We start from the raw sequence: 14197 nt of genomic DNA on the forward strand, positions 1-14197 counted from the left end.
CAAACTGTTCAGCAAGTCTTTGAGCAACGTCAAGGGGAGATCGGTTTAAAGTCTGTGGTGCATTCATGTGACTGTCCTTATTTTCAATATTTTTAGCTTAGCAGATCATCCTGAACTGCTTTATCTGAATGCCTGCTGTACTTATGCACTATTTTGAAAATACTGAGCCACAAAAAAATACCGCCAGCTTGAAGCAAACGGTATTTAAACTTCGATTTAATTTATTAAACTAAAAGTGATTCAAGAAATAGTATTCTCCCATAACTTAAAAATAATCAATTAGCTACTATCAAAATCATAATGTAAGTCCCTTCTTTATGGGATGAGGAGTGAAACTCCGCAAGAGAAAGGTGAAAACCAATTGTCAAATCAACTGTTCGCCTGCACTTCTTTAATCAACTGATCGACCACACTTGGATCTGCTAAAGTCGAAGTATCACCCAAACTGTCCAATTCATTGGCGGCAATTTTACGTAAAATACGACGCATGATTTTCCCTGAACGAGTTTTCGGCAATGCAGGTGCCCAATAGATCGCGTCTGGAGTTGCAACAGGGCCCAGAACCTTACGTACCCAATTTACTAACTCTTTACGTAAATCTTCTGTTTCAATAGCATCGGCTTGTAAAGTCACATAAGCTGCAACCCCCTGCCCTTTGATGTCATGTGGCATACCCACCACAGCAGCCTCAGCCACAAGTTCATGTGCAACCAATGCGCTTTCAATTTCAGCCGTTCCTAAGCGATGCCCTGAAACATTCAGCACATCATCGACTCGCCCTGTGATCCAGTAGTAACCATCTTTGTCACGACGTGCACCATCACCTGTAAAGTAACTCCCTGGATAAGTCGCAAAATAAGCTTCGATAAAACGTGCTGGATCGCCCCAAATGGTTCGCATTTGTCCCGGCCAAGAATCCTTAATAATCAAATTCCCTTCAGCTTCACCTTCAAGTTCATTGCCATCTGCATCCACCAATGCAGGTTGCACACCAAAGAATGGACGTGTTGCAGATCCCGGTTTTAATGCTGTTGCACCCGGCAAAGGAGAAATCAAAATACCGCCTGTTTCTGTTTGCCACCATGTATCTACAATCGGACAGCGACTTTCACCAACAACGGTATAATACCAATTCCATGCTTCAGGATTGATTGGCTCACCCACCGAACCAAGTAGACGCAAACTACTACGATCACTTTCACGGATATAAGCATCCCCTTCACGCATCATCGCGCGAATGGCAGTGGGTGCTGTATATAAAATGGTAACTTGATGTTTATCGACAATATGCCCTGTACGTGCCCATGTTGGATACTGTGGTACACCTTCTGAAATCAAAGTCGTTGTACCATTGGACAATGGCCCATAAAGCACATAAGAATGCCCTGTAATCCAACCAACATCAGCTGTACACCAGAACACATCATCTTGTTTAATATCAAAAATTTCACGGAAAGTACAATTCACATAGGTTAGATAACCACCTGTGGTATGCAACACACCTTTCGGTTTTCCTGTTGACCCTGAGGTATATAAAATGAAAAGTGGATCTTCTGCATTCATCGGTTCAGGTGGGCAAACATCCGTAACAGTCATGATTTCCATGTGATACCACAAATCACGCCCTTCTTTCATTTCAATGGGTTCGCCAGTGCGATACACCGTTAGGACGGTTTCAACCGATTCAGTTCCTTTTATATTCAAAGCAGCATTCACATTTTCTTTGATCGGAATTGGCTTACCACCACGTAAACCAGAGTCAGCTGTGATGACTAATTTTGCTTGACTATCTTCTATGCGACTCGCCAAAGAATCAGGAGAAAAACCGCCAAATACAACACAATGCACTGCACCAATTCGGGTACATGCCAACATGGCAATCGTAGTTTCAGGTACCATGGGCATATATAGCACCACACGATCACCTTTTTTGACACCATGCTTTTTAAGGACATTGGCAAAGCGACAAACTTCATCATGTAAGGCAACAAATGAAATAATTTTATGGCGTGAAGGATGGTCTCCTTCCCATATAATCGCAGGTTTATGTGGATGGACTTTTAAATGACGATCTAAACAGTTTGCACTGACATTCAATTGCCCATCTGCAAACCATTCAATTTTAAAATTATCCTTGTCATAACTGGTATTTTTTACTTGGGTGAAGGGTTTGATCCAATCGAGCTGTTGCGCAGCTTCTGCCCAAAACTGATCAGGATTTTCAACAGATTTTTGATAACGTTGAAAATATTGTTGCTCGTTGGTTCTTGCAGTTTTTACAAAATCTTCTGGTACTGGATATACTTCATTCATATTATACTTCCTTATTTTCTAATCATCTCGTCTCGAGATCTATGCCTACGTTCTTGATTTTATTCCTTGCATACGATCAGTATTACGATAGCGCATTTTAGATCACAATTGTGCTTTGGTCGTAGACGAGGCGTTCACTTTAATGATCGAGTTTGTACAAATCATTTGCAAAAACATTCAAAAAAATCAGCATTTTTGTCGTTTTTTGATCTTATAATTTAACAAACGCTTTAGCTGTATTTCTCAAGCCGTTACATTTTCTTACTGAACATGTTCAAAAAGTTAATTTCTATGTCATCTCAAGATAGCGCGCCATTTTTTTCTCGACAAAATCATCCATCTACAGACCGAGCTTTTTCAGTAAAGGGCCGTTTTAACCGTCTCAGTTATATTGCTTGGTATGGCTTGCTGCATTTTATTTTTTTGGCAGCCGCAATCGCACTGAGTTTGACTTTAGGTATTTTTAACCTTAGCAATGCCTCATTTCATCAGCATGATTTAGCTACTTTTGGCAGTTTGGGTAGCATTGGCTATAGTGTACTTTTGGTACTGTATATCTATTTTAATTTTGTCATCATTATTCGCAGACTACATGACCGTAATCGCTCAGGATGGTTGTGTTTACTGTTATTTGTACCTGTAGTGAATTTCTTTTTCGCCTTATATTTACTGTTTGCCAAAGGTGACGCAACATATAACTCATATGGACACCCTCGCCCTGCCACAGTGATCGAAAAAATCATTGCATGGACACTGATCATACTGACCACTTTAAGCATTCTCGCAACGGCTAGTGCGATATCGTATTTTGTAGGAACAGGTGATCTAGAAAATCCACGTGAAATAATTCAGCACAGTACTGAATATTTCTAACAAGACAATACAGTGATTCAACTGATTGTCAAAACTCACCTTGCTATTGTTGATCATGTCAAAGCAAGGCTGAGTCATTCAACTTTTATTGGACTTTAAAGTGGCTGAAGAAACAACCAAACTCAGTGATGTCGCCCAAGACACCACACAATTGCTACATACTGCAGGTGAAAAAACAGCAGAAACTGTGATTAAGCACACAGCAAAATACAATGATGCCTATACCACCATTGATAAAATTATGGATGGTTTTTGGGAACGTGTGCCTTATTTCTGTATTGCACTTATCGTATTAATGATTTTTTGGCTGCTGTCAAAAGTCTTTAAGTTTTTTGTACGTAAAACCCTTGAAAACCGTTCATATACCCGCCAAAACTTGGTTTTAGTACTAAATCGTGTTGGAAGTACGATTATCATTTTCTTTGGTTTTCTCATTGCCATGGTCATCGCCATTCCTGGTTTTACCCCAGGTCAATTGATGAGTGCTTTGGGAATTGGTTCGGTGGCAATTGGCTTTGCTTTCAAAGACATTTTCCAAAATATGTTGTCAGGGATTTTGATTTTACTCAGTGAGCCTTTCAAAATTGGGGACACCATTGTGGTCAATAATATGGAAGGAACTGTTGAAGATATTCAAATCCGTGCGACATTCTTACAATCACCTGATGGTCGCCGCATTGTCATTCCTAATGCAACGGTATATACCAGTGCAGTAACAGTCAATACAGCTTATCCACGCCGCCGTTGTGAGTTTGTCGTGGGGATTGGCTATGAAGACAATGTACAAGAAGCCAAAAACATTATCATGAAAATTTTAGATCATGATCAGACCATTCTCAGTCAACCTACATTTAGTGTGAATGTCGCAGCTTTGGCGGATTTCTCAGTGAATTTAAAAGTACAATGGTGGGTGGATACCTCTGAAACCACAACTTCGGCATCGATTAGTGAAGTACAAGAACGAGTGATTCAATCATTTGCAGACAATAACATTTCGATTCCTTATCCAGTGCAAGAAGTCAAAGTCTATCGTGGTGAAAACCTAGAGGAAGAATCAGCACGTGCTAAATAAGCATCCTAAAACATAAGGAATGACGGTTTCAGTACGAATAATACGGTTGCCTAAGCTTACAGCTTGGCAGCCATTTTTAACAAGTAAATCAATCTCATAAGGAATAAAACCACCTTCAGGACCAATGACAACTGTGCATGCATGATTGATTGCAAAAGGCATTTTTTGTTCCACATACGGATGTGCCACAAAAGCAGGTTTTTCCCGACTAATCAATGTTGGTAAAATATCTTCGACAAACGGTTTAAAACGTTTATGTAGCTCAATTTGTGGTGCTACAGTATCACCTGCTTGCTCCAATCCAAGTGTTATAAAATGATCAAGCTGTTGCAAAAAAGGCGTTTGCCAATAACTTTTATCCACCCGATAACTATGTAAAAGAATAATTTTTTCTACGCCCAAAGTCACCGCATCCATAATTAAACGGCGCAAAACTTTCGGTCTAGGCATTGCTACAATCAAAGTCACTGGTAATTTTTCAGGGACAGATTCTTCTTTAAGCGATTTGATCTGAATCAAGTCTTCTGAAATATCAACAATTTCAGTTAAATAACGCTTTCCTCCACGAATACCAACTTTTAAAGTATCGCCAACCTGCACACCAACATGGCGATGTAAATGTTCAAGTTGTCGTTTAGAACTAATTGTCCACGTTTCAGATTGAGTTTGTCGTGGATCTAATAACACGATATTCATAAATATGTATCAATCACTGCAATATGTTTTTGCAAAGAACCTTTATTTTGCGCTAACACACGATCTGCATGTTGACTCAGTGCTGTGCAAAACCAACATCATCAATACAACGCAGCAACAGCACCACAACCTCATCTACAGATTGCCCAACTTTGACCGCATCTGCCTGTAAAAACTCATCAACAATAGCTTGAAAATTAAAATAATTTTGACCAATGACGGTCGGTACATGTAATGCCATCGGCTCTAAAATATTATGTCCACCACCCGGTTCATTTAAAGAACCACCAACAAAACACGCTTGGCTTAAGGCATACCACAGCCATAACTCGCCCATACTGTCTGCTAGATAAACTTGCGTATTCTCTTGAATATTCTCATTTAAACTGCGGCGCTGTGTATTTAAATTCAAACTTTGCGCAAGCTGAAAAACCTCATCAAAACGTTCAGGATGACGAGGTACAACGACACATAACAATTCAGGTCGTTGCTGCAAATACGGCTTTAAAGCCGTCAGTAATTTTTGCTCTTCAGGAAAATGTGTACTGGCAAGGATAATAATTTTACGTGTATTTAAATGCCAATCCTGTTGTAACTGTTGTGCTTGCTCAATAAATATTTGTGGTGCTGAAATATCAAATTTAATACTACCCACCACATTAGCAACATGTTCAACTAAGCCCAATGCGATAAAACGCTGTGCAGTTGCCGCATCTTGTGCCAAAAGACGATCTAATTTTTGCAACATTGGACGGGTTAAACTCGGTACTTTGCCATAACCTTTGGCAGATTTTTCAGATAAACGAGCATTAACCAATAGACATGGCACAGCACATTGTTTGGCTTGATCAATCAAATTTGGCCAAAGTTCTGTTTCCACTAAAATCAAAAGTTTAGGTTGATATTTACGATAAAAATCTGCAATTAAATCTTTCAAATCAGCAGGTAAATATACCGCTTGGAAACGTGACTCAAAAGGTGCTTTGAGAAATAATGACTTGGCACGTGCTTGACCTGTTTTGGTGGTATTGGTCACCAAAACTGCATGCCCCTGTTTCAGATAATGTTCAATGAGCGGTTGCGCAGCATTGGTTTCACCAACAGAAACACAATGAAACCAAATTGTTTGCGTATTTTTAACAGGCTGAAATGGACCAAAACGCTCAAGATATTCCTGTTGGTATGCTGGCAAATCTGTTGCACGTTTTTTGATGCGCCATTGATATAAAGGTTTGACGATCGCAAGTGCTGCGTTATACCAAAAAGGAGTAGCCAAGCAAAAATTCTCATATCAGGATCAATCGGCAAATATAACAGAGCATACCGAGCTTGTTAATCAACAATCGTGTAGAAAATTTGCAGCTTGGTTTATTGACCCACTTCATGTAAGGCGTCCTTCATCCACATCTGCACCGCAGTCACATTTAAAATCGTGTTCATATAATGTTGACTACTATCACTCACAGGCAATCCATAACTTTTAAAACGCATCACTACAGGCGCATAAAATGCATCTACAATGGTAAATTCATCACCAGATAAAAAACCGTGTGGGTTTTCACGCTTCGCCCAAATATCTTCAATGCGTTTTACATCCACTTGTAACTCAGCACTTTCACGAAAAATTTGTTGCCCTAAGTCCGTCAAGTCTTGGGTAATATTCATTGGGTATAAGCTGCGTAAAGTCATAAAACCACTATGCATTTCCGCACAAATCGCACGTGCATAGGCACGAGTTTTTACATCTTTCGCCCATAAATGTCGTTCAGGAAAAAGTTCTGCTAAATATTCACAAATCGCCAAAGAATCCCAAACAATCAAATCCTGATGTTTTAACACAGGGACTTTGCCCACAGGTGTAATTTTCGCTAAGGTTTGTTTTTGATATTTTTAGACAAATAAAAAAAGAGCAACATCATGTTGCTCTCTTCAAATTCATATTACAAGACAGTATTTAGAACAAAAATGAAACACCAAATCCTGCATTATAACTACGATCTTGACCGTCTAAATCAACCCCAATGCTACCATCAAGTTGAGTACGATCATTTAATGCATAGATCAAACCTGAAGCCAAACCATATTGGTAATCTTCACTTTCACCTTTACGGTAAATAAACTCAGAAAAACCTGATAAATTTCCAGCAATTTTATAACCTACAGTCGGAATCGCAGTCACTGACCAGTCACCATCTTGCACTGCATAATTCATGGTAATGCCTGTATTGACCAAGTCATTGTATTTATAATCAAGTGAAGTACCTAGACTATAGATATCATCTTCATTGCTAAAACCTTCGTTGCCTGTAGCAATCACAGCTTGCGCCAACACAGCCAATGAGAGTTTTTCATCGTCTAAATCAATTGCTTTCTTTAAGCCAATGCTGACATCACCTAAACCATTATCATCAACTTTGTCGCCTTTATACTTGGTTTGTGTCCATGCAGGTCCTGCCCAGCCCAATTGTAACTCTAAACCTGATGCCAAACCTGTACGCAATAACATATCGCCATTTAAAGTCACAGTTTTTGCCTTTGCACCATCTACAGTTGTTTCTGTATAAGTTGCACTCGGTAAACCTTGCTCCCAAGCCACTTGACCGACAGGTGTAATTCCCGTACCAAACCCTGCACCAGGGCGATCAAATGAAAATTCTGCTGCAAAGCTGCTCATACTTGCACTTGCTGCAAGCAGAACGATGATTTTGTTAGATATTGTCATACTATTACTCTGTTAAGCTAATTCTTTAGACATTTTAGCGCCATGACTACGCAATAACTCTAAAGTTTCTTTCTCCTCAGGTAAAGCCTGTGACCAATCTATTTCATCAAAATCTTGATCAAAAAATAAATCGCAGATCGAAGTAAGAATGGTTTTCCCTTCTTCATCTTTGCTATTTGGCTCAACTTTGTGTTCTAACAACGTTTTACCGCAGGCACACATGCAGCACTTGCAGCATCCCACAATGGACCATAGCATTCCTCTGCATCCCATAAATGGAAATTTGCATTGGCTTGAAGTAATTGTTCCAAGATGTCTAAATGTACCTGTAACTGTGCTTGCTTCTGCTCTGCACTCAATGGCTGCCCTGCTTCATACGCTTCGCAAACTACTTCCCACCATTGGAATAAACCATCTGACCATACAGATACCGCAGGTCCTTTATCTAGGTCGATAAAATTAGGGTCTAAACCCTCAGCCAATAGACGCTTTACTTGTTCCAAATCTAATGCTTCTATAGCCTGTAAGAAATTTTGTTGTGGCGCAGTCAGCATGTGCTTATCTCATTTTGAGGTTTATATAAGGCATATTATGCCGAAAAATAAAAAAGATAGTTCAAGTAATTTTAGCTCCCTGATTTTGAAAAAAATTATGTCATTTTTTGTTGTTTTCTGACCAAAAGTTTTAAACCATCCATAAAAAAAGCCCCTTTCGGGGCTTCTTATTAAGCTTCATCAGCTTCTACATCTGCATCACTAAATTCTAACTTTCCACCACGTGGATTTTCTTTTTTCTCTAAAACATGTTCAATACTACGTTTAACACGATCAATTGCACCATGTAATGCGAGATCAATATTTTTTGCCTTATGTGTGACTACAACAGGTTTTAAACCCGCTGCTTTGGCTTCAATCATGCAACGGATATCGTCATCGCCGCCTTTGTCCCCATTTTCATCACTGATATGAACCGAAAATTGCGTAATACGCTCACTATGACGTTGAAATTCTTGATTTAACTCGTCACGCACATAGGTAATTAAACGATCACTATTTTGAATATTTTTATCTGTACGAATTTCAATGTTCATAAATATCAACCTCTTCTAACCATTTTATATTTTCAATAAATTTAAAAAAATCATTTATGTGTATGTGCAAAACTTTCTTATGTTGGCACGTTGGGTTCTGGCTGATGTTTCAGCACTAAGCACATCTTCATTTAAATTTTGGTCGTAACCTCCACAATGAATGATGAACACTTTAGAGAAGTTTCTGTGTCCTTATATCTTCAATATCGGGCTATATTGAAAAATATGCAAGGGGATTTTGAAAATATTTATGAAAACAATATGAAAAATGACAGTTTGTTACTTTAATTTCTAATTTAATGATTTATTTATCTTTTTTCCTTGATAATTTTATACTTTTCACACATCTATAAATCGCTCAAAAAGCATACTGCAATATTTTAAACTTTATGCTTCATATTCAAACAATCTGCTTTAAAGCATTTTTATCTACTGCAAAATTACATAATAATTCACATTTTCGATCATTGTAGCTTTATTTTTACTTAAGAATCTGTATCCTTGTTACGCTTTCTTGGGGGGAAGAGATTTTCATGAAACTGACACACTTTGCAACGATATGTACACTGGCTTCAACTGCAACTTTCGCACAAGCGAATCCTGTCGTTTGGCAGGATTTCAGCCTCACGGGGCTTTATGGTGAAAACTATGAAGTCGGTACTGAAGATCGTACAACAGTGACTGCTGAATATGCAGCAAAATTGAAATACTCTGATGTATTTTTCTTTTTAGATCATCAACTTGATGGCAATGATGAACAAAGTACATATTTCGAGTTATCACCTCGTTTAAGTCTAGGCGAAGTTTCAGGTCAAAAACTTGCTTTTGGTCCAGTCAAAGATGTATTAATCTCAACGACTTGGGAACATAATGCAGGTTATGATCTCAACCAAGAATTCAACAACTTTATGTATGGTGTAGGTTTTGATCTTGCAATTCCTTATACACAGTTTGCAAGCGTAAACTTCTATAAAGTTGATAATGACAAACAAGATGATGACTATCAAATGACCGTTACTTACGGTGTGCCATTTAAACTCGGTTCAGAAGACTTTTTAGTCGATGGTTTCCTTGATTGGTCTACAGCAGAAGATGACCACGCAAGCGAGCTTAACTGGACAACACAGTGGAAATGGAATGCAGGTAAACACATTTCTCCAAAAACTAAACTATATGTTGGTCTTGAGCATTCTGTTTGGAACAACAAATATGGCATCAAAGGCGCTGACCAAAATGATGTCAGTGCCTTAGTGAAATATCATTTCTAAGTCACTCAATACTTGATTTTGAAAGCAAGATTTCGGTCTTGCTTTTTTATTTTTTAAAGCGTAAAAATAATTCCATTCCTGAAATTTATACTGCTGATTTATTATGAGTTTTCATATTCGCCCTGCTCAAGCTCAAGATATCATTCACATTATGCATATTTATAATCGTGAAATTGAAAATGGCTTGGCGACATGGAATAACATCTCTAAAAGCTTAGAAGAATATCAGCAGTGGTTTGCCGATTTAGAAAAGAATAATTTTCCATTGTTTGTCGCAGAAGAAGTTGCGACCCAACGTATTGCAGGCTATGCAGAATATTCTAGTTTTCGGAATTTTAATGGCTATAAGCATACCGTTGAACATGCAGTATATATTGATCCACAGTTTGCACGGCAAGGTTTAGGCAAAGCCTTATTGTTAACCTTAATTAAACATGCTCAACAACAGAAAATTCATGTCATGATTGCCGCGATTGACCATGAAAACAAGGGTTCTATTCATTTGCATGAACAACTTGGCTTTAAACATACAGGTTATATGCCGCAAGTTGGACAAAAATTTGGACAATGGCGTGATCTTGTTCTCATGCAACTTTTGTTAGATCGTAAAATTCCATAGACTTAGAATTTATCGTCTTTTCAAATTTTGACAATGCGACATGCCTTATTTTGCTATAAATAGCTTATATAAAATTTTCAATGTTGAATAAAAATGCAAAAAGCACCAATCTTTTTCACTTTACTTTTTTCTACTTCTGCCCTCCAACTTACACATGCTGAAGAATTTTCATTTGAACAAGAACTACAACAAGGCTGTGCAGCAGTAAAAAATGAAGCTGCTTTAGGCAAAAAGTTCTATGATCAAAAAAATTATAAAAAAGCCTTAAAACATTTTCAAACTCAAGCTGCTTGGACAGCTTTTTGTCTCAGCAATGCTGATGAAACCACCATCAAATTTTCTGAAAATAATATCATCACTGCACAGAATAATGTTGCTCTAACCTATGCCAAACTCGGTCAACCAATGTGGGCAAGGGCATGGCTCATGATCAATAAAGATGAAAAAACCAATCAATTCAATCTCAAAAACTTAGCTAAACCCAAAATTTCTCATGATTTATCAGGTGAATATGTCAGTTATGCAGGTTTTGGGGAATGGGATCATATTTCAGTTAAACGCAGTAAAAATGGCTATGCCGTTGGTTATTCGGGTATTTATATGGGCATTCGTAGCTTAATTTATGGACCAAATATGGGAGAGTTTGATACGACTTTTACTTTAAATCAAAAGCGTGCGCTGTATAAATATGAAGACTGCACTATTCAGCTTGATTTTAATACCAATCAAAATTTAGGAAATTATATTGAAGTGAAACAAGAGGATGGTAACTCTGGTTGTGGCTTTGGACATAATGTCAATGCGGGCGGTACATATTATAAAGTGGAGAGATGAATTTTAATTCATCAGTCTTTTACCTAGCCCCCTAAAATATGCTTTAATTACAATATAATAATTTAAAATTTTAGGGGATATACATGGCAAAGTTTTTAAATACCAGTGCTACGAATTTTTTCTTAGAAGAACTGATTAAGAATGCCAAAGAGCGTTTGATTTTAATTAGTCCATACTTGCGTTTAAATGATCGTATTAAAGAACTTTTAGAAGATAAAAATCGTCTAAAAATTGATATTCGTATCGTCTATGGCAAGAGTGATTTACATCCTGACGAAATCAAATGGATGCAGAAATTAGACTATGTGCGTGTCAGCTTTTGTAAAAATCTCCATGCAAAATGTTATATGAATGAAGTAACCTGTATTATTACCAGTTTAAATTTATATGAATTTAGCCAAATTAATAATAATGAAATGGGGATTTTAGTTAACAAAGATGATGATATGGATGTTTTTAAAGATGCTTATGAAGAAGCTCAACGTATTATCCGTATCAGTGATGAAGTGCGTATTTCACTTGATGAAGTAAAAGCAGAAAAAGTAGAAGAACCAACTAGCATAAATACCTCAAATGAAGGAACAGGTAAATTAACTTCTTCCAAACTTGCAGCAAAACATAAAATTAAAACCAATGAACTTTTAGATAAATTTGTTGAGCTTGGTTTTCTGACATTGAATGAAAATGGTAAACATTATTTAACAGATCATGGTAAAACTATTGGTGGAGAATTTAGACCAAGCCAATATGGTGGATATTTCCTCTGGTCTGAAAATATGGAAATATAAAAAAAGCCCTTACGGGCTTTTTAAATTTTACACACCCAAATCAGCTAAATTACCTTTCTGTTCTAACCAATGCTTACGATCTGCAGAACGTTTTTTTGCAAGCAACTTATCCAACAAACCTGCAGTGAACTGACTATCATCTAAGTCTAACTGCACCAAACGGCGAGTATTCGGATCCATTGTCGTTTCACGAAGTTGACTTGCATTCATCTCACCCAAACCTTTAAATCGGGTGATTTGTGGATTCTTAGATTTCACTTTCTTTAAGATAGTTTCTAGCTCATCATCATCCAGTGCATAATGCACATCTTTAGCATCATCAATACGGAATAATGGTGGCATTGCCACAAACAAGTGCCCTTCCTCGACCAAGTTCGGAAAATGCTTCACAAACAAAGCGCAAAGCAAAGTCGCAATATGCAAACCATCCGAGTCAGCATCAGCAAGAATACAGATTTTGCCATAACGCAGTTCTGATAAATCATCACTGCCTGGATCTACCCCAATCGCAATCGCAATATCATGTACTTCTTGTGAAGCTAAAACCTCATCTGAAGACACTTCCCACGTATTTAAAATTTTGCCTCGAATCGGCATGATTGCTTGGAAATTTTTATCACGTGCTTGTTTCGCAGAACCACCCGCAGAGTCCCCTTCCACAATAAAAAGCTCTGATTCTTCAAGCGTATGCCCAACACAATCTGCCAATTTCCCGGGTAAAGCAGGTCCAGAAACGATCTTTTTACGTTCCACTTTCTTGGCAGCTTTTAAACGACGCCCTGCTTTAGCAATCGCCATTTCCGCCAGTTGCATCGCTGTTTCTGAGTTTTGATTGAGCCACAAAGTAAAGGCATCTTTGGCAATATTTAACACAATATTCGATGCTTCACGGCTCGACAGACGTTCTTTGGTTTGCCCAGAAAATTGTGGTTCTTGTAATTTTAATGACAGAATATAATTTACCCCATCCCACACATCTTCAGCAGACAGCTTCATATTTCGTGGCAATAAATTACGCAACTCACAAAATTCACGTAAAGCTTCTGTGATACCTGAACGTAAACCGTTAACGTGCGTACCACCTTGTGCTGTTGGAATCAAATTTACATAACTTTCTTGAATCTGTTCACCACCTTCAACATTCCAACAAATTGCAAACTCAGCACTTGCACGTTCTGCTTCACCATTTGCTACAAAAGCAGGATTTGGCAAAATGTCACGATCTTGCAATTCATCCATCAAATAGTCGACTAAACCATTTTCAAATTGCCATTGGATTTTTTCGTCATTGATTTGATCAACATAATTGATTTCTAAGCCTGCGGCTAATACAGCTTTGGCTTTTAAATTATGTTTTAAGGCTTTTAAAGCAAATTTTGGTGAATCAAAATATTTGGCTTCAGGCCAAAAATGCACAGTTGTTCCCGTTGCTCGTTTTGGCGCTTTGCCTGCTAAAACCTCAAGTGGTGCAACGGGTTCGCCATGTTCAAACGCCATTTTATAGAGATTGCCCTGACGCTGTACTTCGACTTCAACACGATCAGATAAAGCATTGACCACCGAAATCCCTACACCATGCAAACCACCTGAAAATTGGTAATTATCCGTGCTGAATTTACCACCAGCATGTAATTTGGTTAGGATAATTTCGATCCCGCTTTGTCCATATTCAGGGTGAATATCAACAGGCATCCCACGCCCATTGTCTTCAACCGACAACGAGCCATCTTTATACACAGTAACTGTTATTTTATTGGCATGTCCTGCAAGTGCCTCATCGACAGCATTATCAATAACTTCTTGTGCCAAATGGTTTGGACGTGTGGTATCGGTATACATCCCCGGACGGCGGCGTACAGGATCTAAACCCGATAAAACTTCAAGAGATTGGGCTGTATATTGCGTCACGTTGCAAGTTTCCC

The 14197-nt window shown here is 38.1% G+C and carries 13 protein-coding genes and 2 pseudogenes; 6 read left to right on the forward strand and 9 right to left on the reverse strand.

The window, feature by feature from the left end:
• Positions 1-369 precede the first annotated feature (369 nt).
• Positions 370-2313, reverse strand: coding sequence for an acetate--CoA ligase (acs, locus tag AVJ19_RS21740; RefSeq protein WP_111861496.1), 1944 nt, complete (start codon positions 2311-2313; stop codon positions 370-372).
• Between the two features lie 291 nt (positions 2314-2604).
• Between acs and AVJ19_RS21745 the strand changes: the two genes are divergently transcribed.
• Together AVJ19_RS21745 and AVJ19_RS21750 are read left to right on the forward strand one after the other, a co-directional pair.
• Positions 2605-3186 carry a DUF805 domain-containing protein gene (locus AVJ19_RS21745; RefSeq protein ID WP_111861534.1) on the forward strand — a complete coding sequence of 194 codons (582 nt, stop codon included), beginning with the start codon at positions 2605-2607 and terminating at the stop codon, positions 3184-3186.
• A 100-nt stretch (positions 3187-3286) separates the two neighbouring features.
• On the forward strand, positions 3287-4258 hold the full coding sequence (locus tag AVJ19_RS21750; RefSeq protein ID WP_111861497.1) for a mechanosensitive ion channel family protein: 972 nt from the start codon (positions 3287-3289) through the stop codon (positions 4256-4258).
• Here AVJ19_RS21750 and AVJ19_RS21755 read toward each other — a convergent pair.
• From AVJ19_RS21755 to AVJ19_RS21780, 7 genes and pseudogenes are all read right to left on the reverse strand, one after another.
• On the reverse strand, positions 4241-4954 hold the full coding sequence (locus AVJ19_RS21755; protein WP_111861498.1) for a 16S rRNA (uracil(1498)-N(3))-methyltransferase: 714 nt from the start codon (positions 4952-4954) through the stop codon (positions 4241-4243). The genes AVJ19_RS21750 and AVJ19_RS21755 overlap by 18 nt on opposite strands.
• A 76-nt stretch (positions 4955-5030) precedes the next feature.
• Positions 5031-6230 carry a 3-deoxy-D-manno-octulosonic acid transferase gene (locus AVJ19_RS21760; protein WP_416240592.1) on the reverse strand — a complete coding sequence of 400 codons (1200 nt, stop codon included), beginning with the start codon at positions 6228-6230 and terminating at the stop codon, positions 5031-5033.
• Positions 6231-6322: 92 nt separating this feature from the next.
• The gene (locus AVJ19_RS22740) at positions 6323-6658 is read right to left on the reverse strand and encodes a glutathione S-transferase C-terminal domain-containing protein (RefSeq protein ID WP_322873954.1); all 336 of its coding nucleotides are present in this window, start codon (positions 6656-6658) and stop codon (positions 6323-6325) included.
• Between the two features lie 69 nt (positions 6659-6727).
• Positions 6728-6823, reverse strand: a pseudogene (locus tag AVJ19_RS22745) (glutathione S-transferase N-terminal domain-containing protein); the annotation flags it as partial.
• A gap of 85 nt (positions 6824-6908) precedes the next feature.
• Positions 6909-7676 carry a transporter gene (locus AVJ19_RS21770; protein ID WP_111861500.1) on the reverse strand — a complete coding sequence of 256 codons (768 nt, stop codon included), beginning with the start codon at positions 7674-7676 and terminating at the stop codon, positions 6909-6911.
• Between the two features lie 12 nt (positions 7677-7688).
• A pseudogene (locus AVJ19_RS21775) lies at positions 7689-8230 on the reverse strand (ankyrin repeat domain-containing protein).
• A 170-nt stretch (positions 8231-8400) separates the two neighbouring features.
• Positions 8401-8766 (reverse strand): HPF/RaiA family ribosome-associated protein, encoded by a 366-nt coding sequence (locus AVJ19_RS21780; RefSeq protein ID WP_111861501.1) that lies wholly within the window; start codon positions 8764-8766, stop codon positions 8401-8403.
• A 533-nt stretch (positions 8767-9299) separates the two neighbouring features.
• Here AVJ19_RS21780 and AVJ19_RS21785 point away from each other — a divergent pair.
• The 4 genes from AVJ19_RS21785 (at position 9300) to AVJ19_RS21800 (ending at position 12275) form a co-directional block, all read left to right on the forward strand.
• Positions 9300-10034 carry an outer membrane protein OmpK gene (locus AVJ19_RS21785; protein ID WP_111861502.1) on the forward strand — a complete coding sequence of 245 codons (735 nt, stop codon included), beginning with the start codon at positions 9300-9302 and terminating at the stop codon, positions 10032-10034.
• A 103-nt stretch (positions 10035-10137) separates the two neighbouring features.
• The gene (locus AVJ19_RS21790; RefSeq protein WP_111861503.1) at positions 10138-10653 is read left to right on the forward strand and encodes a GNAT family N-acetyltransferase; all 516 of its coding nucleotides are present in this window, start codon (positions 10138-10140) and stop codon (positions 10651-10653) included.
• Between the two features lie 93 nt (positions 10654-10746).
• Positions 10747-11487, forward strand: coding sequence for a hypothetical protein (locus tag AVJ19_RS21795; protein WP_111861504.1), 741 nt, complete (start codon positions 10747-10749; stop codon positions 11485-11487).
• An 83-nt stretch (positions 11488-11570) separates the two neighbouring features.
• Positions 11571-12275 carry a phospholipase D family protein gene (locus AVJ19_RS21800; protein ID WP_111861505.1) on the forward strand — a complete coding sequence of 235 codons (705 nt, stop codon included), beginning with the start codon at positions 11571-11573 and terminating at the stop codon, positions 12273-12275.
• Between the two features lie 27 nt (positions 12276-12302).
• Here the strand turns inward: AVJ19_RS21800 and parE are convergent, their stop codons facing one another.
• Positions 12303-14183 carry a DNA topoisomerase IV subunit B gene (parE, locus tag AVJ19_RS21805; protein ID WP_111861506.1) on the reverse strand — a complete coding sequence of 627 codons (1881 nt, stop codon included), beginning with the start codon at positions 14181-14183 and terminating at the stop codon, positions 12303-12305.
• Between the last annotated feature and the right edge of the window lie 14 nt (positions 14184-14197).

The organism is Acinetobacter sp. CFCC 10889 (assembly GCF_003268395.1).
Lineage (GTDB): Bacteria > Pseudomonadota > Gammaproteobacteria > Pseudomonadales > Moraxellaceae > Acinetobacter.

Coding starts and splice junctions, on each gene's coding strand:
- acs (WP_111861496.1), bottom strand. CDS start 2,313: ATGAATGAAGTATATCCAGTACCAGAAGATTTTGTAAAAACTGCAAGA.
- AVJ19_RS21745 (WP_111861534.1), top strand. CDS start 2,605: ATGTCATCTCAAGATAGCGCGCCATTTTTTTCTCGACAAAATCATCCA.
- AVJ19_RS21755 (WP_111861498.1), bottom strand. CDS start 4,954: ATGAATATCGTGTTATTAGATCCACGACAAACTCAATCTGAAACGTGG.
- AVJ19_RS22740 (WP_322873954.1), bottom strand. CDS start 6,658: ATGCATAGTGGTTTTATGACTTTACGCAGCTTATACCCAATGAATATT.
- AVJ19_RS21770 (WP_111861500.1), bottom strand. CDS start 7,676: ATGACAATATCTAACAAAATCATCGTTCTGCTTGCAGCAAGTGCAAGT.
- AVJ19_RS21780 (WP_111861501.1), bottom strand. CDS start 8,766: ATGAACATTGAAATTCGTACAGATAAAAATATTCAAAATAGTGATCGT.
- AVJ19_RS21785 (WP_111861502.1), top strand. CDS start 9,300: ATGAAACTGACACACTTTGCAACGATATGTACACTGGCTTCAACTGCA.
- AVJ19_RS21790 (WP_111861503.1), top strand. CDS start 10,138: ATGAGTTTTCATATTCGCCCTGCTCAAGCTCAAGATATCATTCACATT.
- AVJ19_RS21795 (WP_111861504.1), top strand. CDS start 10,747: ATGCAAAAAGCACCAATCTTTTTCACTTTACTTTTTTCTACTTCTGCC.
- AVJ19_RS21800 (WP_111861505.1), top strand. CDS start 11,571: ATGGCAAAGTTTTTAAATACCAGTGCTACGAATTTTTTCTTAGAAGAA.